Source organism: Methyloversatilis sp. NSM2 (genome assembly GCF_038066675.1).
In the GTDB taxonomy this organism is placed as follows: Bacteria; Pseudomonadota; Gammaproteobacteria; order Burkholderiales; family Rhodocyclaceae; genus Methyloversatilis; species Methyloversatilis discipulorum_A.
In genome coordinates this window covers 772896-792325 of sequence record NZ_JBBUKV010000001.1, presented here as the reverse complement: position 1 = coordinate 792325, position 19430 = coordinate 772896, and the positions used below count along the sequence as shown (strand labels likewise).

Below are 19430 nucleotides of genomic sequence, written 5' to 3'. Positions count from 1 at the left end.
GTCAATCGACTGGCCTATCTCTTTGTTTCTCTGCGGTAAAGTGGCGCGCCCGGAGCGATTCGAACGCCCGACCCCTTGGTTCGTAGCCAAGTACTCTATCCAGCTGAGCTACGGGCGCGCTGCAGAGAGGCAGAACTATAGCACATCTTTTCAATACTGCAACCATTTCATGAATCAATGGTTGCTTGGCGGAGAGGGAGGGATTCGAACCCTCGATACAGGTTTTGGCCCGTATGCTCCCTTAGCAGGGGAGTGCCTTCGACCTCTCGGCCACCTCTCCGGTACTGCAAAAGCGCGCGAATCATACCGGTAAGCCCCGCTCCGGTCAAACCCGCGCGCGATTTATTCCGGCTGATTACTGCGCCGGCTGATCGAGTTCGAACGCGCGGTGCAGAACGCGCACGGCGAGTTCGAGGTACTTCTCGTCGAGCACCACCGACACCTTGATTTCGGACGTCGAAATCATCTGGATGTTGATGCCCTCTTCCGCCAGCGTACGGAACATCTTGCTGGCCACACCCGGGTGCGAGCGCATGCCGACGCCGACCGCCGACACCTTGCAGATCCGGTTGTCGCCCTTGATCTCGCGCGCACCGATGTGCTGGCGAACGCTTTCGAGGATTTCCATCGCCCGCGCGAACTCGCCGCGATTCACCGTGAACGAGAAATCGGTCGAGCCGTCGTGGCCGACGTTCTGGATGATCATATCGACGTCGATGTTGGCGTCGGCAATCGGTCCGAGGATCTGGTAGGCGATGCCCGGACGATCCGGCACGCCGAGCACGGTCAGTTTGGCTTCGTCGCGGTTGAAGGCGATGCCGGAGATGATGGGTTGTTCCATATTGACGTCTTCCTCGACAGTAATCAGCGTGCCCGGGCCTTCGTGACCCTCATCCTCGAAACTGGACAGCACGCGCAGCTTGACCTTGTACTTGCCTGCGAACTCGACCGAGCGGATCTGCAGCACCTTCGAGCCCAGGCTCGCCATCTCGAGCATTTCCTCGAAGGTGATGCGGTCGAGGCGGCGGGCTTCCGGCACGATGCGCGGGTCGGTGGTGTACACACCATCGACGTCGGTGTAGATCTGGCACTCGTCGGCGCCAAGCGCAGCGGCCAGCGCGACGCCGGTGGTGTCGGAACCGCCGCGGCCGAGAGTCGTGATGTTGCCCTTCTCGTCCACGCCCTGGAAGCCGGCGACGACGACGACGTGACCTTCATCGAGGTCGCGGCGGATATTGTGTTCGTCGATCGACAGGATGCGCGCCTTGGTGTGCGCGTCGTCGGTCAGGATGCGCACCTGGCCACCGGTATAGCTGCGCGCCTTCAGACCGAGATCCTTCAGCGCCATCGACAGCAGGCCGATGGTGACCTGCTCGCCGGTGGAAGCGATCACGTCGAGCTCGCGCGGATCGGGCGTCGGCGAAATCTCCTTGGCAAGGCCCAGCAGGCGGTTGGTTTCGCCGCTCATGGCCGACACCACGATGACCATCTTGTGGCCGCGGGCGACGTAGCCGGCGACCCGGCGGGCAACGCTCTTGATGCGGTCGGGCTTGCCGACCGAGGTGCCGCCGTATTTCTGGACGATGAGAGCCATCTGAACTTCCGGGACGTTGTACGAAAACCCGCGATTGTAACTGATCCGCCCGCGGCGACAGGGCGCGTCGGTTTTTCCCTTTCAGAACATCGGAAGTCGAGGCGAAACGTCTGGCGAAAAATGATGTCCACGACAATACCAAGCGACTTGCAAACATATGCAAAGCTGTTTGGTGCAGGACGTTGTGATCATTTATACTGGGTTTTGTCTATGACTTTAGTTATAGACACGGGAGTAAGCAGCTATGCGAAGCGGCAGGCAGCCAGGTACCGGATTTTCAAGGACCGGCACCGAAGTTTCGATGTTCAACTCATCAAGGACAACGAGCATGAAAGCAACCGATACCATCGACGCACGTGAAATCCGCAAGAAGCTGGGCATGAACCAGTCGCAATTCTGGTCGCGCCTCGGCGTGACGCAAAGCGGCGGCTCCCGCTACGAAAGCGGCCGCAACATGCCGAAGCCCGTGCAAGCGCTGCTGCGTCTGGTGCACGTCGAACAGATCGACATCAGCAAGATCCGTCGCGAAGACGTCGAAGTCGTCGAATACCTGCGCGCAACCGATCCGGATACGTTCAAGCGTCTGAAAAAGGAAGCCCGCGCGCACCGCAAGGCCGGCTGATACAGCCTTCGCGGAGCGCGATACGGACAAGGGGAAGGCAGACCGCCTTCCCCTTTTCTTTTGCGCGCACGTCGCCGTATCGGCGACGCGTTCGGCTTACGGGCGGATCACGATATCCACCGGCGACGGTGCATTGATCTGCAGCGGATTGCCGTCCGCACCCAGCGCCACCACATTGCCCACCTGCACGCTGCTGGCGCCTGCCGGCGCGTTCGGTGCCGCGCGGAAGCGCAGTTCGGCGCGCGCCTCCTGCCCCGGTCCTGCAGCCGACAAGGTCACCGCAGCGCGCCCAGGGGCGGTCACCGTTCCGAGCGCAGTCAGCACGTTCGGGTCATAGACGATCTCTATCGTCGCGTTGCGCACGCCTGCGCCCGCGGTCATCGACACGATCACACCCGCCTCGCCACCCGCGGTCACCTCGCCCGACGACTGCATGCGCAGTTCGGCACCGCCCGCCTCGTCCTCTGGCTCCGGCGCCGGCGCCGGTTCCGGCTGAACCGCACGCGACGGCGACGCGAACTGCACCGCACCGGCAGATGGCGCAACACCGCCGCCCGAGCTTGACAGGCGCATGCCCTGATCCTTGCCCGACTGCCGGATCGACAGTGACGCAGCACCCACCGCCGCCTCGGTGCCAGCCGGCAGCGCTGGCGCGATGTGCGCCGGGCGGCTCAGATTGCGCACGATGCGCGGCGTGATCAGCAGGACGATTTCGGTCTTGTTGTTGCTGCCGCGCTCGCTCGAGAACAGCTTGCCGATCAGCGGCAGGTGACCTAGGCCCGGCAGGCGCGATGCGCTGGTGCGCTCTTCGTCGGAAATCAGGCCGGCGAGGATCTGCGTCTCGCCGTCCTTCAGACGCAGCGAGGTCGCGGTCGAACGCGTGCCGACCTGGTAGGCAAGCGAGCTTTGCGGCCCGGTCACCTCCTTGACGATGCTCGACACCTCCATCGTCATCTTGATGTCGACATCGTCCTCCGGGTGGATCAGCGGCTCGACGTCGAGCTTCAGACCGACGTCAAGATAGGTGACCGAGGCCGACACGCCGACGTTGGCGGTCGATGTCGTCGTGAACACCGGCAGCTTCTCGCCGATGTGCACCTTGGCCTTTTCCTTGTTCTTGACGCGGATGCGCGGGTTGGCGAGCAGATTGGCCGCGCCGTCGGTCGCCTTCAGATTCAGGATCAGACCGGGATTGCTGACGTAGGGAACGACCAGACCGTTGGTGTCCTTCAGGTTGATGTTGCCCTGAAGCAGCTGGCCGCCCAGCGTCGTCGTCGTCGTGATGCCGGCCGCCGTACTGACCGAATTGCTGATATTAGGCGTCAGGATGCCGTAGCCGATCTGGTCCGGGAAATCGATGCCCAGTTCCTTCATCTTGTTGCTGCTGACTTCCAGCACCTCGACTTCCAGCATCACTTCCGGCTCGGCCACGTCGACCGACTCGACCAGCTGTTCGGCCAGTCGGACCGCGTCGACGGTGTCCTTCATCACGATCACGTTCAGCCGCTCGTCGATGTAGATGTCCTTGGTCTTGATCACCGTCTTGATCAGGTTCTGCACCTGCTTCGCTTCGGCATTGACCAGGAAGAAGGTGCGCGTGATCAGCTCCTTGTACTCGCGCACCTTGGCCGCGGTGTTGGGATAGATGAGTACGGTGTTCTCTGACAGCACGCTGCGTTCGAGCTGGTTGGTGATCAGGATGAGGCGCATCACCTCGGCCACCGTCGTGTTGCGCACAAACAGCGTCACCTTGATGTCGGGCCGTACATCCTTGTCGAACACGAAGTTGATGCCGGTCGAACGGGCGATCGCCTCGAACACGTTGCGCATCGAGGTGTCGCGGAACTCCAGCGTCACCGTCTTCTGGAACATGTCGCCGAGCACGGCCGGCGCCTGCTGCTTCGGCCGAGTCTCCTCGATCTGACGCAGCAGCTCGCGCGCACCGGCGTGCGAACCGTCCTGCCCGAGCACATTGCGCACGCGCGCCTCGGCACCCGACACGTCCTTGCGCACGAACATCGCATTCGCCTCGGTCACCATCGCATCGTGGCGCACGCCGCGCAGCAGCTGGTCGCGCATTGAAATCGCGCGCGGGTTGCGTGCATCCATCGCCAGCACGCGGTCGAGTGCGGCGGCAGCGGCTTCGCGGTTGCCGGCGATGCGCGCGGCCTCGGCCTGCGCCAGGTGGCGCGCGATCGCCACTTCTCGTTGCCGGTACAGCGTGGCGCGGATCTCGGCGTTGTCCGGCGACTGCTTCGCCGCCTGTTCGAACAGCCCGAGCGCGCGATCCTGCTCGCCGGCCATCAGCGCCAGCTTGCCGTCCTCGAACGCCTTGTTGGTGGCACAGCCCGCAAGTGCAAGCACCGCAGCAAAAAGCAGGAAGGCCGCGCGCAGGCGGGGCGGGAAGAATGCAGTCATTTGGCGTTTCCGATGGACAAGGTCTGCCGCTGCTTGAGCGGTTCGAACACGAAGGTGACGGCGCTGGCGCTCACCGATTCGACGCGGTACTGGTTGTTCAGCAGATCGCCCTGGCGCGCGACAAGCATGCGCTCGCCCTGGGCAAGGAAGACGACGGTGGACGTACCTTCGGTCATCCGGCCCTGGTAACGGAAGGGCAAGGGGGGCGCGACCGGCGCCGGTGGCGGTCCGGCCTGTACGCTCACCTTGGGTGGCGGCGGCAGGAAGCTGTGCGCGGCGAACAGGTCATGCCCGACCTCGGCTGCGGTCCGCACCGGCAGCGCGGCGATCGCGCTCCCCTGCTCCACCGCCGCCGTGCGGGCAGTCGCCACCGCCGTGCTGCGCGAAGCGCGCGGTTCCGCGACGAGGCCAGCCGCATCGCCGGCATCGTCCTCGATGCCGGCCGCGTACCACACCGCCAGCAGCGTCGCGATCAGCGCAATGACGAGGCCGCGGTTCATGAAGCCTCCTTCATCAGTATCGACACGCGTACCGTGGCGTCGACCGTATCGCGCGCGATGTCTTCGCGGCGCAGCACGACATCGTCCACCAGCACCGCCGGCGACAGACGCTGGATGTCGGCCAGCCAGGCGCGCAGCGCCGGGTAGCTGCCGCGCAGCGGGAACACGTATTCCTGGCGCGCGTAGCCCGAACCCAGCGGCTGTGACTCGCGGCTTTCGACGCGCGCCAGCGCAAGCTTGCCGGCGGTCGCCGTCTTCGACAGATCGGCCAGCAGCGACGGCAGGCGCTTGCGCTCGACCAGCGCCGCGTCGAAACGCGCCAGCTGTTCGCGCGGCGACTCGACCTTGACGCCCTGCGCCACCCGCTCGGCCAGCGCCTCGTGTTCGGCCTCGAGCGTGTCCAGTTCGGCCTGCAGAGGCGCTGCCGCGCCGAAATGGATGGCCAGCGCGAACGCCAGCAGCGCCACGCCGACGGCGCCCGCCCAGCCCGCGTGAGCCAGCGCGTAAGCCAGATGTGCCTGCAGCCGTTTCATGCGCGCCTCCAGTTCAGACGCAGCGAGAAAGCAACCACCTGCATGCCCTCGCGCTGCTTGAATTCGAACACCTCGATGCGCGGTGCCGCCAGCGACGACGCGTCGGCAAAAGACTCGGCGTAGGCAAACAGTGCATTCAGATCCTTCGCCTCACCGGTCACGCGCAGCAGTCCGCGCGCGGCGTCCGGTTCGACCGACAGCAGCGCGACGTCGGCGTGCTTTCCAGCGAGGGCTTCGAGGTCGGCGAACAGTGGCTGCCAGTCGCGTGCCATCTGCAGCGACAGCGTGCGCGCGACGTCCAGCCGGGTGCGCAGGCCGGCGTCTTCCTGGTCACGTCGCGCCAGTACGCGCGCCTGTTCGGCGGCGCGCGCGGCGCGACGGTTGTCGGCGCGCTGCGCCTCGACCTGCCCCCCCAGCGTGTCGTAACGCTCGGCGGCGAAAGCAGCCGCGGCGCAACCGAGCGCGAGAGCCAGCCAGCCCAGCCAGCCGGGCGCACGCCGACGGGCGACGAAATCGATTTCGGGAACGGCCGGGCGTCTGCTCATGCGCCACCTCCGGCCACGCAGCGCCAGCCGCGCGGCAGCGTCACTGACGGCGAGCCGTGCAGGAAGAGCTGGCCGCCCGACAGTTCGCCGTCGAACAGGCTGAGCCGGCGCTCGAGCACGGCGCCGATACCGCCCGGATCGGCCAGTGCCTCGCCGCGCACGTGCAGCCAGCGACCACCGGCCCACAGGCCCATGCAAAGCCAGCCATGGCGCAGCTGTGCGAATCCGCCGGTCGCCGCGTCACCGCGCAGCCCGGCGTAGGCGCGCAGCCAGGCCGGCTGCATGCTCTTCAGCTTCACGCCGCGTGCGGCACACCAGGCCTGCAGGCGCTGCACCAGCGCGGCATCGAGCGCGCAGGCGAGCACGCTTGCCGCCGGTCGCGCATCCCAGCTGAACACCCAACCCTGGGCGGCACTGCCGAACACCTCGATCATGCGGGCACGCACCAGCGCGTGCTGCTCATCGTGGCCGACGACACCGGGCGGCACCTCGATCACCTGCCAGCGCGCCCAGGCGTTGTCCACCGTCACCTGCAGCGCAGCGCGACGCGGCGTCGACTCGGCCGGCAAGGCGTCGAGCGAGGCAGCCAGATTGTCCAGCGACAGCATCTGCGCCACGCCGTGCCGGCCGAGCGACACGCCGTGCGGACCGACTTCGAGCGTCAGCGCCTCAGACGACAAAAGTGACACGGTTCAATTCCGCCAGACTGGTTTCGCCGCTGGCCACCAGGGCCAGGCCGGCTTCGCGCAGGGTGCGCGTGCCGCGCGCGCGCGCGGCCTCCTTCAGTTGTCGCATCGGTGCGCGGGTGACGATGAGCTCGCGCAGTTCGTCGTCCAGCACCAGCAGTTCGGCGATCGCTCGCCGGCCCTTGTAGCCGGTGCCGCGGCAGTGGCCGCAACCGGTGCCGGCGCGGAAGTCGTAGCCGCCCGCGCCGATCAGACCAGCCAGGCCGGATTCCTCGAGCTGCGCGGCTTCCGGCACCTGCGGAGCCGCGCAGTGGCGACAGTTCAGCCGCAGCAGGCGCTGTGCGACGATGCCGTTCAGGGCGGACACCAGGTTGTAGGGGTCCACGCCCATGTGCAGGAAGCGGCCGATCACGTCGAACACGTTGTTGGCGTGCACCGTGGTCAGCACCAGGTGACCGGTCAGCGCTGCCTGCACGGCGATCTCGGCGGTTTCGCCGTCGCGGATCTCGCCCACCATGATCTTGTCCGGGTCGTGCCGCAGCACCGAGCGCAGGCCGCGCGCGAAAGTGAGGCCCTTCTTCTCGTTCACCGGAATCTGCAGCACACCGGGCAACTGGTACTCGACCGGGTCCTCGATGGTGATGATCTTGTCCAGGCCGTGATTGATTTCGCCGATGGTCGCGTACAGCGTGGTGGTCTTGCCGGAGCCGGTCGGGCCGGTCACCAGCAGCATGCCGTAGGGCTCGGCCGCCAGCTTGCGCAGCGCAGCGCGCGCAATGTCGTCGAAGCCCAGGCTTTCCAGCGTCAGCGCCTTCAGTTCTTCGGTCAGGTGCTCCTTGTCGAGCACCCGCAGCACCGCGTCCTCGCCGTGCACGCTGGGCATGATGGACACGCGCAGGTCGATGTCGCGGCCGGCGTAGGCCACCTTGAAGCGGCCGTCCTGCGGCACGCGCCGCTCGGCGATGTCCAGCTCGGCCAGTACCTTGATGCGCGAGATGACCTGTTCGGCGGTGTCGGCGCCTGCGATCTGGCCGACGCGCACCATCACGCCGTCGACACGGTATTTCACCTGCATGCCGGCCGGCACCGATTCGAGGTGGATGTCGGACGCGCCCTGCTTCAGCGCGTCGTACAGCGTCGAGTTGACCACCCGCACGACCGGGCTGGCGTCGTCGGCAATGCGCGCCAGCGACAGCACTTCGGCCGAACTGCTGCTGACCTGCTCGCCCTCGTCCAGCAGGCCAGCGGAAGCACGCTGACTTTCCTCGAAGCGCGCCAGCGCGGCGGTAATGTCGTCGCGCGTGGCGACGCGCAGCTCGAAGCTGTCGTGCAGCGTAACCGCCAGCCAGTCCTGCAGCGCCGCATCGTAAGGGTCGGCGACCACGGCGACGCGTGCCCCTGTCTCGTCGGTCGCCACGACCACGGAACGCGCCAGCGCCTCGGAAAAGCGGATGCCGCCCAGCGTCATCGTCAGCGCGTTGAGGTCGGCGCTGTGCATCGCGCGCAGCCCGAGCTGGGCGGCGACACGGGCGCACATGTCGTCCGGCGTGCCGCCGGAGAGGTCGATCAGCGCCTGCATGACCGAACCGCGCCCGGCCTGCGCGCGGGCGCGCGCCAGCAGGTCGTGGGGAATCGGAGACGGCACGGCGGTCGTCGGCAGCGCGCTCATTGCAGGCTCTCCGCCAGCTGGAAGATGGGCAGGTACATCAGCACCACGACGCCGCCGATGGCCAGACCGATCACCAGCATCAGCAAGGGGCCGAACAGCCGGGTCGCGCGGTCGAGCCAGCGCGTCATTTCCTCGTCGTGGAAGGCGGCGATGCGTTCCATCATGTCGCCCAGATTGCCGGCGCGCTCACCGACGCGCAGCATGCGCGACGCCACAGCGGTGCTCAGACCGACCTCGGTGAAGGCGTCCGACGCGGCACGCCCCTCGCGTATCGACAGCAGCGCGCGCGTCAGGCTCTGCTGCATCGGCAGCGGCAGCAGTTCGCGCACCAGTTCGAGCGACTGCACGACCGGAATGCCGCCGCGCAGCAGCATGCCCACCGTGCGGAAGAAGCGCGCCAACCGGAACACCCGCATCCGGCTGCCGATGCCGGGCACGCGCTCGAACTGGGCCATCAGCCCCTGCCGGAACGCCGGCTGACGCACCGTCCAGGCGATGCCGATCACCACCACGAGCAGGCCCAGCCCCAACGAAGCCGAATTCGCCTTGACGAAATGGCCCCAGGCGAGCAGCCACTGCGACGCCAGCGGCAGTTCGGTGGAAATATCTTCATACACTTTGGAGAACTCCGGCACCACGAACACCAGCAGGAAGAGCACCACCAGCATGCCCACCACGAGCAGGATCACCGGATAGGTGGCTGCCGCGACCAGCTTGCCGCGCAGGCTGTCGAGCTGTTCGCTGTAGGCGACATAGCGTTCGAGCGCCTGGTCGAGGTCGCTGGTGCGTTCGGACGCACGGATCATCGCCACCAGCAGGTCGGGAAAGATGGCGGTCTGGGCGGACATCGCCATCGACAGCGTCTTGCCCTGGCGCAGCGCGTCGATCAGCGCGCTCAGCACGGTGCGCGACAGTGTGCGGCCCTCCTTCTCGGCCATCACCTCAAGACCTTCGACCAGCGACAGGCCCGAGCGCAGCAACGCCAGCAGCTCCTGACAGAACAGCAGCACCGGAAAGCGCTGCCGGTTGAAGGACAGCGTGTGCGCACGCGCCGCTGACAGCACGGTCAGGCCGTCGGCCTGGACCTGTGCGCGTGCCGACGCTTCGTCGGACGCTTCGACCTGCAGCTGCGTGATGCGATTGGTGACGTCGAGTGCGCGAATGCGGAAAAGCATGTCACCAGTTCGTGATGTCGGCGGCTTCTTCGGTGCCGCCCGCCTGGCCGTCCTTGCCGAGCGAGCTCAGGTCGTACTCACCGTGTTCGCCAGGTGCCTTATATATATAGGGACGCTCCCACGGGTCGAGCGGAACCGCCTTCTTCAGATAGGGGCCCGACCACTTGCTGGTCGTCGACGGACGCTCGACCAGTGCCTTCAGGCCCTCCTCGGTGGTCGGGTAGCGCCCGTTGTCGAGGCGGAACTGGTCGAGCGCCTTTTCCAGCGCGTCGATCTGCGCGCGCGCCGCCTTGACCTCGGACTTGCCGATCTGGCTGAAGAAGCGCGGGCCGACGTATCCGGCAAGCAGACCGATGATGACCATCACCACCAGCAGTTCGAGCAGGGTAAAGCCGCGTTGAGAAATCCGGTTCATAGCCGTAATGTGACGTGTCATGATCGTATCGAGTCTAGTCGCCGTGCATCGACCGCATCAAGCAAACAAGGCCGATGCTTTCCGCTTTATTTCAATATCGCTGAAAACATTCCGCAGCATGCTTGCAATACCCGCAACTTTATCGCCCGCGTATTTCCTGCAGATGAATTCAACGACCGCCCGCTCCGTTTTCCTGCTGCTCGCGCTGCTGTGGGCCGCCGCCGCGCAGGCCGACGTCTATGTGAAGCAGGAAGCCGACGGCGCGCTGGTGCTGACCGACGCGCCCGGCGGTGAAGGCTTCGAGCTGCTGCTGCACAGCGAGCGCGACGCTGCAGCCGCACCGGTGGCGGCGCGCGCCGAGCCCCCGTCGGCCCGGCTGCACGCGCCGCGCATCGAACGCGCCGCACGCGCTGCCGGCGTCGACGCCAGCCTGCTGCACGCGGTCATCCGTGCCGAATCGGCCTACAACCCGAAGGCGGTATCGCCCAAAGGCGCGGCCGGCCTGATGCAGCTGATGCCGGCCACCGCCCGCCGCTATGGCGTGGCCGACCGCTTCGACCCTGACCAGAACGTGCTGGGCGGCGCGCTCTACCTGCGCGACCTGCTGGCCCGTTTCGACGGCCAGCTCGAACTGGCGCTGGCCGCCTACAACGCTGGCGAAGGCGCGGTGCAGAAGTACGGCGGGCGCGTTCCGCCGTATGCCGAAACGCAGCGCTACGTGCCGCAGGTGATGCACAACTACCGCTCGCTGCAGTAGATCGCCGACCGCTTGCGGACAAAAAAATGGCCTGCGCAAGCAGGCCATTTTCATTCCGGCGGGTGTCTCAGGCCCTGCGCCTGCGCGCTACCGCTGCCAGCACGCCCAGCCCGGCGAGGAACATCGCGTACTCAGCCGGTTCCGGAACCGGTGCAGCCTGCCAGCCGATGTCGCGCAGGATGGCGTAATCGAGCGCGGTAAGCGCACGGCGCTCGCCGGTATTCAGCGTTTGCGTCATCAGCGCGGTCTGCGCCACGCCATTGACCGTGCTGACCACGCTGTCGTCGAGGAAACGCTCGTCGACGATTTCCTGATCGTTCTCCGCGTCGTAGTAGTAGTACACCGGCACGCCCTCGCCATACTCGGCAAGCGCGTTGGCGCCGACGAAGGTGAGGTTCTCGCTGTCGACATTGGCGTGGTAGGACGCCACCGGGGTGCCCGCACCGCCGACGCCGTAACCCAGGATGCCCAGCAGGCCGCGCAGCGCGACCGTGTAGAAGTCGTACTGGCCCTCGAAGGACTCCAGCGTCGAGATGTCGTCGTCGACGTAGAAGCTGGCTTCGCTGTCGAAGGCGAGCGAGCCGCCCCAGGGCGAATAGTCGGTCGGTGTCGACGCGATGGCGCCGGGTTGGCCGCGGCTACGCAGTTCGTCGCGGTAAGCGAGGAAGGCCGGATCGTTCGCCGGCACCGAAGCCGGCCGCGTCGCGTTGCGCACGGCGCCGCTGAGCGCCAGGTGCGGCGCGCCGAGCGCCGATCGACCACCGACGTACACATAGATCTGGTTGGCGCCGATGGTGTTGACCGCCGGCGACGAGGTGCCGGTATCCGGCGGCGTGAAGAAGATGCTGGGCGCGAAGTCGCCCTGCGGCGCGATCGCACTCAGCTGGTCGGAAATGCTCGCCTCTATCGTGCCGGCGGCCTGTTCGAGCAGCGCCTTCATTTCGTTCGTCATGACACCGTTGCCGTCACGGCTGTAGTCGAACACGAATTCGATATTGGCCTGCGCGCCACCAGCCAGCGTCATCGACGCCAGCACACCGGCCAGCGCCTTGAATACGGGTCGCATGTCCATCCTCCTGTCTGTGAATGTTGTGCGGCGATGCAGCCGCCGTGGTCTGACCTTTTGCAGGAAGCGTGCCGGCCACCGCACGGTCGATCACTTCGCGCCGTGTTCCCCGCATGCCGGCGATGCCTTCCCGCTCGCCCGGTGCGACATGCCCGATGCGTCGATGGCCATGACGAAGGCAAACAACCACCCTGGTGCATATCAACCACCATGACCAGAACCGGATACGACCTCCTGCATGCATGCGGCGGCCGGGCCCGGTCACCCGCGTGTCTGGCCCCACCCTTGCTTCTGGCCTCCAGCCTCGGCAGTCCCGCCCGTACGCGGACGCTGCCGGAAAGCACACAAGGAAGACGTCCCGCCGGCTGGCGAGGGCGTTCGCTGCAGGTCACCCCGCCTGCCAGGAGGAGGAGCCGTTGAAATTCAATCTGCGTATCGCGGCGTACTGCCTGGCCGCGCTCTGCATAGACGCCGCTCAGGCACAGGCACCGACGCCGCCGCCCGAAGAGGTCGCAGGGCCGCCGGCGCCGGCCACCGAGGCCGAACCCGGGGCGGACGCCATCATCCTCGACCCCATCCTGATCCGTGAACGGCGGCCGCAGGACATCGGCCCGATGCCCGGTCTCGGACTGACGCGGGAGGAAATCCCGTCCAATGTCCAGAGCATCACGGCAAAGGACATCCGCGACAGCAACAGTCTGTCGCTGACCGATCTGATGAATTCGCAGATGCAGTCGGTCACCGTCAACGACTACCAGGGCAACCCCTTCCAGGTCGACGTGCAGTTCCGCGGTTTCACCGCGGGCCCGCAGGTCGGCACGCCGCAAGGGCTGTCGGTCTTCCTCGATGGCATACGCATGAACGAGCCCTTCGGCGACGTCGTGAACTGGGACATGATCCCGATGAACGCGCTGTCGCGCTTCGACGTGTTCCCGGGTTCGAATCCGCTGTTCGGTCTCAACACACTGGGCGGCGCGCTGTCGATGCGCACCAAGAGCGGCTTCACCGACCCCGGCGTCGAGGCGAAGCATCTCGGCGGCTCGTGGGGGCGCAATCAGATGCAGCTGTCGGCTGGCGGCAGCAAGGGGCCGGTCGCCGGCTTCGTCGCGCTGCATGGCTTCGCCGAGGACGGCTGGCGCGACAACTCGCCGAGCGCGCTGCGCCAGCTCTTCGTCAAGAACGAGATCGCCATCGACCGCCTGCTGCTGGGTTTCTCCATGCTCAAGGTCGACACCGACCTCGTCGGCAACGGCCTCATCCCGCTGGAGGACTACCAGCGCCGGCCTGAATCGGTGTTCAGTTCGCCCGACGAAACGAAGAACGAACTGAACCAGTACCAGTGGTCGGCCATGTTCGAGGTGTCGGAGAGCTTCAACATCACCGCGATGAGCTACCGGCGCAACAGCGAGCGCTCGGGCTTCAACGGCGACATCGACGAAGAAGGTTTCGAGGAACTGGACGACCGGCGCTCGGTGACCGCGCAGTACAACCGCTACTGCGCCTATGCCGATCTGGACGAGGACTACTTCGCCGACAACAACATTCCGCTGAACGCGCCGTGTGACGCAGCACCCGTCAATTCCAACTTCGGGCAGGTGCGCAACGGCGCCAACGGTGCCGCCAACAACACAGCCGAGCCGGGCGTAGTAGACGGCACGCCGATCGCACGCGGTACGCGCACTGCGCTCGACCAGGCCGGCCAGGGCATGTCTCTGCAGCTGAACTGGAACTTCGAGCGCCACAAGTTCATGGTGGGCGCATCGCTCGACCGCAGCGACACCACCTACTACAGCAGCCAGCGCCTCGGCCTGCTCGACGCCGACCGCCACTTCTACTACGGCAGTGTCGGCTACGGGCCGGGTCAGATCGATCCGCGTTTTTACGCCGCGCACAACGAGGTCGAGGTGAACGACTTCGGCGGCAGTTCGAAAACGCGCAGTGTCTACCTGAGCGAAACATGGACGCCGCGCGACAACCTGCATCTGTCGTTTGCCGCCCGCTACAACGTGACCAAGGTGAACAACTGGCTGCGCGGCCGTTCATCGACCGGAGAACTGACCGAGCTGAACAACGCGCCGCCAGCACAGAGCTCCATCCTGTGCTGGGGCAACTACCCGGACGAGTGTCACTACTTCCCGGAGTGGATTTCCTACGACCCGGCCAACGTGGCCCGCGCAGAAAAGCGGGAGAAGCACATCTATCGCTCGTTCAACCCGGCCGCCGGTGTGAGCTGGCTGCCGAGCGAAAACGTGAACCTGTTCGCCAACTACAGCCGCGGGGCACGCGTGCCGTCGGTGATCGAACTCGGCTGCGCCATCGACCGCTCGACGGTGATCCGCGGTGGCTTCGAAATACCGGCGGCCACCGTGGCGCCGGTCTGCCATCTGCCGAACACGATGTCGGGCGACCCCTTCCTGCCGCAGATCCGTTCGCACTCCTACGAGATCGGCGCCCGCGGCACGCTGGACAATGGCATAGGCTGGAACATCACCGCCTTCCGCACCGATCTGAGCAACGACATCTACATGATCGGCGTGTCGCCCAGCCGCAGCTACTTCGACACCATAGGCAACACCCGCCGCCAGGGTCTGGAAATGGGTGTGAATGGCAAGCTGGACAAGTTCGACTTTCGCGTCAATTACGCCTACACCGAAGCGACCTTCGAGTCCGACTTCTACATGAACAGCCCGCACAACAGCAGCGCGGACTTCAACCAGAACTCGCGACCGAACGCCACCATACCCAGCCCCGGTGCGTCGCTGAACAGCGGATACGGCACCTACCAGATGATCCATGTCGAACCGGGCGACACGCTGCCCGGTGTGTCGAAGCACAACATGAACCTCACGCTGGGCTACCAGGCGACCGAAAAGCTGCATTTCAAGCTGGGCATGGTCGCGCACTCGCCGTCCTTCCTGCGCGGCAACGAGAACAACGACCACACCACGGGCGGCACCGACAAGGAAACCGGCTCGTTCTACTGCGGCAACCCCGCCTGCACCGTCATCAACCAGAGCACCACACCGCCCGGCCGCGCCTTTCGCTACGGCGGCAAGCTGCCGGGCTACGCCATCTTCAACCTGACGACCACCTACAAGATCGATCGTCGATGGACCGCGATGCTGCAGATCAACAACCTGCTCGACAAGGACTACTTCACCGCCGGCCGCCTCGGCGTCACGCCCTTCGCGCCGAGCGTGAACGGCGCCATCGGTGAAAGCGGCTGGAACTACAACTCGGCCGACTGGCTGAACACCACCATGGTCGCACCGGGCGCACCGCGCGCGGTGTGGCTGGGCATGAGCTATCGACTGGACCTCTAACCCTCCCCGCGCCTCGCCGGCAGCGGTCACGCCAAAGTCATCTTCGCGCGACGGGGAGGAGACTGTTCGCGCTCGCGAAATCAATACTCAAGTCATTGTTTTGCAATGTTTTTCAAAGTGAAGAATTCCCCTCTTCAGCAGGGCATTCATCCCTGAAGGATTTCCGTTTCACCTCCTAGTCTGCATAAGTCCATGCCAACGGGAAGGGCGGAGCCAATCACGGTTCCTGCAGGCAGCGGACACCGATCCGGCGGGCAGATCGCGCGCCGGCCCATGTCTAGTCAGGAGGAATAACGATGCGAAGAACCTTGCTGTCCGGTGCCCTGCTGCTCGCCTGCGGTGCGCTGTCCGCACCGGCGATGGCCGATTTCGTCACGCTGAACATGTCCGGCGCACTGGTCATGACCTCGTGCAACCCGACGCCCACCTGCCGCACCAGCGCATGGCCCGGCTCCAACCCCGGCGGCTATCTGCTGCTGAATGCCCGGCGCACCAACATCGTCGTGAACGCGGTGACGGTGGGCAAGGTGCTCGACCGGGTTTGGAAGAAGCCTTTCTCCAACACCTACGTATTCGCCACCCGCGTCATCCTGAACGACAGCGACTGGGGCACCGGCTACCCGTTCGAAGTCGATGACATCTTCCGCTACGGCTTCTCCGGCAGCGCCTCGCTGGCGGCGGGCTGGCGCAACGCCCGGGTCAGCGACCAGGCGATCGACCAGGTCGGCCGCACCAGCGTCGGCCTGAATGAAGGCGAGAAGACCTTCGACCTCGGCGTGGTCGACTTCTTCTCGCCGCTCTTCGTCCAGATACCGGAAGAAGGCGGCGGCGATGACGACGACGACGAGGAAGAGGTCGCTGGCGGCGAGGACGAGGACGAAACCCTCGACACCGGCTCGCCCGGCAAGGTGCGCACCGCCTGGTACTACGTCCGCACCACCGCCAGCGGCTACCAGCTGAGCGCCAATGCGATCCGGCTGTGGAACGCCGGCGAGAGCGAGGGCCAGGAACAGACCTCGCTGTGGTTCAGCGGCTTCGTTCCGACCCACTGAGCGCAGATCGCGGCCGGCGGCATTGCCGTCGGCCTCCGTCACAACAGAAATCAGCGTATCGGGGCCATCCGGTTCCCGTTTCAACAGCCTGTCCACCCAAGGAGAGCATCATGAAACATCGCCTGATCTGCGCCGCCGGCGCACTCGCCCTGGCCGGCGTCGCCGCCCCCTCGCACGCCGCCTTCGTATCGCTTCCATCGACCGGCACCATCATGCAGGTGTGCGGCGACAGCGGCACCGGCAACTCGACCAGCGTCGCCTGCGGCGCCGGCTCGGTCTCCACTGCGACCTCCGGCTTCAGTCTGCTCACCAGCACCACACGCACGCTGACCGCCGGCACGACAACGGTCGGCAGCCTGTCCGACCGCGTCTATGGCAACGGGGCCGGCACCTACATTTTCGGTATGCGGCTGGACATGAATGCCAGCGTCTGGGATTCGACCGGTCTCGCCTTCGAAGTGAACGACGCCTTCCGCAGCGGCTTCGCCGGGGCTGCCAGCGTGCAGGGCGGCTACTCCAAGGTCGACATCACCGGGCCGGTCACCGACGAGTACGCGCGCTCGATCGGCCGCTCGGCCGAAGGCATGAACGAGCCCGGCATCGGTACCTACGATGCCGACTGGGTGCGCTTCGAAACCGACGTAAACGTGGACGACCCGGACGGCAGCAGCCCGGGCACCTCGGCCTGGTACTGGGTCAAGATCACCGGCGCCAACGGCTGGACGACGGCCGAAGAAGCCATCCGCCTGTGGGAGGGTGGTGAAGAGGACCAGACCCAGTACTCGATCTATGTGACGGGCTATGTGCCGACCTATGCGAGCGCCCGCCTCGCGGCGTCGGCACTGGCGCCGGTGCCGGAGCCGTCCGAGTACGCGATGTTCCTGGCCGGCCTCGGCGTCCTCGGCTTCGCTGCACGCCGTCGCATGCGCTGAGCGCAGCGTCCGGTCGCCGCGCCTGCAGCGGCGGCGGCCGGTTTTTTGCTTTGCAGCCGCACGCCCTTCGCACGCTCACCCCGAGGCCACGATGCACCGACCCCTGCTGCACGCACTCGCGCTATCCGCCGCCCTGATGCTGGCGGCGCCTTCGCACGCCCTCAACGGCGGCATCCCTACGAATGCCTTCGGCCACCTCGGCACGGTCGGCAGCAACGGCCTGGACGGCATCCTGATCGCGCCGAACTGGGTGCTGACCGCGGCCCATGTCGCGCACAGCGGCAGCACCTTCCAGTCAGCCTACGGCAGCGCCGCTATCGACGCCGCCTACGTCGCGCCCGGCGCCGCCTTCCCGAGCCATGACATCGCCCTGCTCCATCTCGCCACACCGCTCGACGCGCCGCTCTTCCCGACACTCAATGCGACGGTGATCGACTCAGCTTCGGCAAGGGCCGGCGCCGAGGCGACTGCTGCGGTCGCGGCCAATGGAGGACAAAGGAGCCTGGCCTACACGACGCTGGTCGACGCCTTCGACACCGCGGGTGGCGACAACGGCGCGCAACTGACCGTCTGGTACATCGCAGTCGGTCCCGCCTCCAACAGCAATGCGCTGCTGCAGGGCGGCGACAGCGGCGGTTCGCTGTTCGCCGGCCAAGCCGACGACAGCACGGGTCTGCTGATCGGCATCGCCTCGGCCAGCGACGGGCAGCATTCCTATTTCGTGCAGCCCGGCGCCTACCGCGCATGGCTGGACAGCACGATGGCGACCTCCGGTCAGAGCGCCGTCTGGAGCGCCAGTCCGGTGCCCGAACCGGCGCCCGCACTGCTCTGGCTGGGCGCCCTGCCGCTGCTGTTCGCCCGCGCACGACGACGCCGGCGCTGAGTACGCCACGTCCAGCACAGGTGGTTGTGATCAACCACCCTGCATGACATCAACCACCGCCAACAAGGCTTCATACGAGCGAAGCATTCGGCCACTGCGCGCCGGGCCGCCTCGCACAGCGCAACGGTGATTCGCTCCCGCGGAAGGAACGGAATTTGCGTTGTGCCGCATGAAGTCATGACTGCGCGCAGTCACCCCATGCGCGGCACACGTATCCAACAAACAGGAGGACAGACCTTGAACAACTTCCGCAGACTGGCCCTTGCGCTCGCACTCGGATCGACCTTCGGCAGCGCCCACGCCTACGTGAACATCGTGTTCGATTACAGCCACGACACCAGCGGCTTCTTCACCGCAGATCGTAGGGCAACGCTCGAGCAGGCCGCACAGGCCTTCGAGACGCGGGTGTTCGACGACCTCACGGCGATCAAGTCAACACCGGGCGGCGACGGCTATGTCATCGAGTTCAATCAGCCGAACAATTCCGGACTGCAGACCAGAATCGAGAACGCGAACCTCGCCGCTGGCGAACTGCGCATCTTTGTCGGCAGCGGCAATGTAGGCCTTAACCGATCCAGAGAAAGCATACCGATCGCGTCCCAGATGGGCACCTACAACGGTGTCACCAGTACCACGTCGCAGTTCGGCGAGTTTGCGCAGAACGCCAGGACGCGCGGTCAGGAGAACTGGCCCGACGAACCTGCGATGTGGGGTGGCACGATCACCTATGACAGCTCTGCGAACTGGTACGCAGATACCGATGTAAGCACGGGGGAATCCTTCGCCGGAAAATGGGATCTCTACAGTGTGACTTTGAAAGGTCTGATCTCGATTCTCGGCGCGAACGTCACGTCCGATGCCTGGTATCCGCTGTTGAGTGGAGTGGGCCGGTTCAACGGCGCACACGCGAAAGAGGAATACGGTGTGCGCAACCCCCGCGGAGTACTGCAGGCAATTCCGATGGAGGAGATCATTTCTTCGAGCACCCGTCTTGCATCGAACATCCAGGGCAAGCTCGACGACGGTACCCTGCAGACAGCGCTTTTTGCGTGGGGCCTTTCGATGGGTGAGCGACGTCATCTGACGGAACTCGATTACGCCATCCTCGATGACATGGGCTGGGACGTCACCGGCTTCACCGAAATGCCTAACACGCCGCCGGTGCCGGAACCGCAGACCTGGGCCATGCTGGCTGCCGGTCTCGGCCTGATCGGCCTGCAGGCGCGGAAGAAGATGCGCGGCTGATCGCGGTCGCAAGCT

The 19430-nt window shown here is 65.8% G+C and carries 17 protein-coding genes and 2 tRNA genes; 7 read left to right on the top strand and 12 right to left on the bottom strand.

The genetic code is table 11. The features are described from left to right. Nucleotides 1-41 precede the first annotated feature (41 nt). The 3 genes from WJU27_RS03590 to WJU27_RS03580 all read right to left on the bottom strand — a co-directional run bounded on the left by WJU27_RS03590 (nucleotide 42) and on the right by WJU27_RS03580 (nucleotide 1594). A tRNA-Arg gene (locus WJU27_RS03590) sits at nucleotides 42-118 on the bottom strand. A 68-nt stretch (nucleotides 119-186) separates the two neighbouring features. Further along, nucleotides 187-280: transfer RNA gene (locus tag WJU27_RS03585), tRNA-Ser, on the bottom strand. A gap of 75 nt (nucleotides 281-355) precedes the next feature. Then, nucleotides 356-1594 (bottom strand): aspartate kinase, encoded by a 1239-nt coding sequence (locus WJU27_RS03580; RefSeq protein WP_304003241.1) that lies wholly within the window; start codon nucleotides 1592-1594, stop codon nucleotides 356-358. Nucleotides 1595-1922: 328 nt separating this feature from the next. Here WJU27_RS03580 and WJU27_RS03575 point away from each other — a divergent pair, with 328 nt between their 5' ends. Next, nucleotides 1923-2216, top strand: a complete 294-nt coding sequence (locus WJU27_RS03575) for a helix-turn-helix domain-containing protein (protein ID WP_019917961.1) — start codon at nucleotides 1923-1925, stop codon at nucleotides 2214-2216. 96 nt (nucleotides 2217-2312) lie between these two features. Here WJU27_RS03575 and WJU27_RS03570 read toward each other — a convergent pair whose 3' ends face one another. From WJU27_RS03570 to gspG, 8 genes are read right to left on the bottom strand one after another with little or no spacing between them, the layout of a single operon-like run. Further along, nucleotides 2313-4634, bottom strand: a complete 2322-nt coding sequence (locus WJU27_RS03570) for a secretin N-terminal domain-containing protein (RefSeq protein WP_341421152.1) — start codon at nucleotides 4632-4634, stop codon at nucleotides 2313-2315. After that, nucleotides 4631-5134 carry a hypothetical protein gene (locus WJU27_RS03565; protein WP_020164949.1) on the bottom strand — a complete coding sequence of 168 codons (504 nt, stop codon included), beginning with the start codon at nucleotides 5132-5134 and terminating at the stop codon, nucleotides 4631-4633. Before WJU27_RS03565 ends, WJU27_RS03570 begins: the two co-directional genes overlap by 4 nt. Continuing rightward, on the bottom strand, nucleotides 5131-5667 hold the full coding sequence (gene pilO, locus WJU27_RS03560) for a type 4a pilus biogenesis protein PilO (RefSeq protein ID WP_341421150.1): 537 nt from the start codon (nucleotides 5665-5667) through the stop codon (nucleotides 5131-5133). The genes WJU27_RS03565 and pilO overlap by 4 nt, the downstream gene beginning before the upstream one ends. Next, nucleotides 5664-6212 (bottom strand): hypothetical protein, encoded by a 549-nt coding sequence (locus WJU27_RS03555; RefSeq protein WP_341421149.1) that lies wholly within the window; start codon nucleotides 6210-6212, stop codon nucleotides 5664-5666. Before WJU27_RS03555 ends, pilO begins: the two co-directional genes overlap by 4 nt. Beyond that, nucleotides 6209-6901, bottom strand: coding sequence for a hypothetical protein (locus WJU27_RS03550; protein ID WP_341421148.1), 693 nt, complete (start codon nucleotides 6899-6901; stop codon nucleotides 6209-6211). Before WJU27_RS03550 ends, WJU27_RS03555 begins: the two co-directional genes overlap by 4 nt. Further along, complete coding sequence (locus WJU27_RS03545; RefSeq protein ID WP_341421146.1) at nucleotides 6882-8567, bottom strand: GspE/PulE family protein; 1686 nt, start codon at nucleotides 8565-8567, stop codon at nucleotides 6882-6884. Before WJU27_RS03545 ends, WJU27_RS03550 begins: the two co-directional genes overlap by 20 nt. Continuing rightward, nucleotides 8564-9742, bottom strand: coding sequence for a type II secretion system F family protein (locus WJU27_RS03540; protein ID WP_341421145.1), 1179 nt, complete (start codon nucleotides 9740-9742; stop codon nucleotides 8564-8566). Before WJU27_RS03540 ends, WJU27_RS03545 begins: the two co-directional genes overlap by 4 nt. A 1-nt stretch (nucleotide 9743) precedes the next feature. Then, entirely contained in the window at nucleotides 9744-10157 is a 414-nt protein-coding gene (gspG, locus tag WJU27_RS03535; RefSeq protein WP_020164955.1) for a type II secretion system major pseudopilin GspG, read from the bottom strand. Nucleotides 10158-10320: 163 nt separating this feature from the next. On the opposite strand from gspG, the gene WJU27_RS03530 reads away from it, so the two are divergent. After that, on the top strand, nucleotides 10321-10914 hold the full coding sequence (locus WJU27_RS03530; RefSeq protein WP_341421144.1) for a lytic transglycosylase domain-containing protein: 594 nt from the start codon (nucleotides 10321-10323) through the stop codon (nucleotides 10912-10914). Between the two features lie 67 nt (nucleotides 10915-10981). Here the strand turns inward: WJU27_RS03530 and WJU27_RS03525 are convergent, their stop codons facing one another. After that, nucleotides 10982-11980: a PEP-CTERM sorting domain-containing protein gene (locus WJU27_RS03525; protein WP_341421143.1), complete on the bottom strand. Its 999-nt coding sequence runs from the start codon at nucleotides 11978-11980 to the stop codon at nucleotides 10982-10984. 416 nt (nucleotides 11981-12396) lie between these two features. Here WJU27_RS03525 and WJU27_RS03520 point away from each other — a divergent pair, with 416 nt between their 5' ends. The 5 genes from WJU27_RS03520 to WJU27_RS03500 all read left to right on the top strand — a co-directional run bounded on the left by WJU27_RS03520 (nucleotide 12397) and on the right by WJU27_RS03500 (nucleotide 19415). Further along, nucleotides 12397-15303, top strand: a complete 2907-nt coding sequence (locus WJU27_RS03520; protein ID WP_341421142.1) for a TonB-dependent receptor — start codon at nucleotides 12397-12399, stop codon at nucleotides 15301-15303. A 296-nt stretch (nucleotides 15304-15599) separates the two neighbouring features. Then, nucleotides 15600-16355 carry a hypothetical protein gene (locus tag WJU27_RS03515; RefSeq protein ID WP_341421141.1) on the top strand — a complete coding sequence of 252 codons (756 nt, stop codon included), beginning with the start codon at nucleotides 15600-15602 and terminating at the stop codon, nucleotides 16353-16355. A gap of 110 nt (nucleotides 16356-16465) precedes the next feature. Next, nucleotides 16466-17287, top strand: coding sequence for an FxDxF family PEP-CTERM protein (locus WJU27_RS03510; RefSeq protein ID WP_341421140.1), 822 nt, complete (start codon nucleotides 16466-16468; stop codon nucleotides 17285-17287). Between the two features lie 91 nt (nucleotides 17288-17378). Beyond that, complete coding sequence (locus tag WJU27_RS03505) at nucleotides 17379-18170, top strand: trypsin-like serine protease (protein WP_341421139.1); 792 nt, start codon at nucleotides 17379-17381, stop codon at nucleotides 18168-18170. A 237-nt stretch (nucleotides 18171-18407) separates the two neighbouring features. Beyond that, complete coding sequence (locus tag WJU27_RS03500) at nucleotides 18408-19415, top strand: PEP-CTERM sorting domain-containing protein (RefSeq protein ID WP_341421138.1); 1008 nt, start codon at nucleotides 18408-18410, stop codon at nucleotides 19413-19415. Nucleotides 19416-19430: the final 15 nt, after the last annotated feature.

Bases quoted from the DNA above. Each gene is read 5' to 3' on its own strand.
- gspG (WP_020164955.1), bottom strand. From the start codon at position 10,157: ATGAACCGGATTTCTCAACGCGGCTTTACCCTGCTCGAACTGCTGGTG.
- WJU27_RS03565 (WP_020164949.1), bottom strand. From the start codon at position 5,134: ATGAACCGCGGCCTCGTCATTGCGCTGATCGCGACGCTGCTGGCGGTG.
- WJU27_RS03580 (WP_304003241.1), bottom strand. From the start codon at position 1,594: ATGGCTCTCATCGTCCAGAAATACGGCGGCACCTCGGTCGGCAAGCCC.
- pilO (WP_341421150.1), bottom strand. From the start codon at position 5,667: ATGAAACGGCTGCAGGCACATCTGGCTTACGCGCTGGCTCACGCGGGC.
- WJU27_RS03530 (WP_341421144.1), top strand. From the start codon at position 10,321: ATGAATTCAACGACCGCCCGCTCCGTTTTCCTGCTGCTCGCGCTGCTG.
- WJU27_RS03545 (WP_341421146.1), bottom strand. From the start codon at position 8,567: ATGAGCGCGCTGCCGACGACCGCCGTGCCGTCTCCGATTCCCCACGAC.
- WJU27_RS03510 (WP_341421140.1), top strand. From the start codon at position 16,466: ATGAAACATCGCCTGATCTGCGCCGCCGGCGCACTCGCCCTGGCCGGC.
- WJU27_RS03525 (WP_341421143.1), bottom strand. From the start codon at position 11,980: ATGCGACCCGTATTCAAGGCGCTGGCCGGTGTGCTGGCGTCGATGACG.
- WJU27_RS03555 (WP_341421149.1), bottom strand. From the start codon at position 6,212: ATGAGCAGACGCCCGGCCGTTCCCGAAATCGATTTCGTCGCCCGTCGG.
- WJU27_RS03570 (WP_341421152.1), bottom strand. From the start codon at position 4,634: ATGACTGCATTCTTCCCGCCCCGCCTGCGCGCGGCCTTCCTGCTTTTT.
- WJU27_RS03575 (WP_019917961.1), top strand. From the start codon at position 1,923: ATGAAAGCAACCGATACCATCGACGCACGTGAAATCCGCAAGAAGCTG.
- WJU27_RS03505 (WP_341421139.1), top strand. From the start codon at position 17,379: ATGCACCGACCCCTGCTGCACGCACTCGCGCTATCCGCCGCCCTGATG.
- WJU27_RS03540 (WP_341421145.1), bottom strand. From the start codon at position 9,742: ATGCTTTTCCGCATTCGCGCACTCGACGTCACCAATCGCATCACGCAG.
- WJU27_RS03515 (WP_341421141.1), top strand. From the start codon at position 15,600: ATGCGAAGAACCTTGCTGTCCGGTGCCCTGCTGCTCGCCTGCGGTGCG.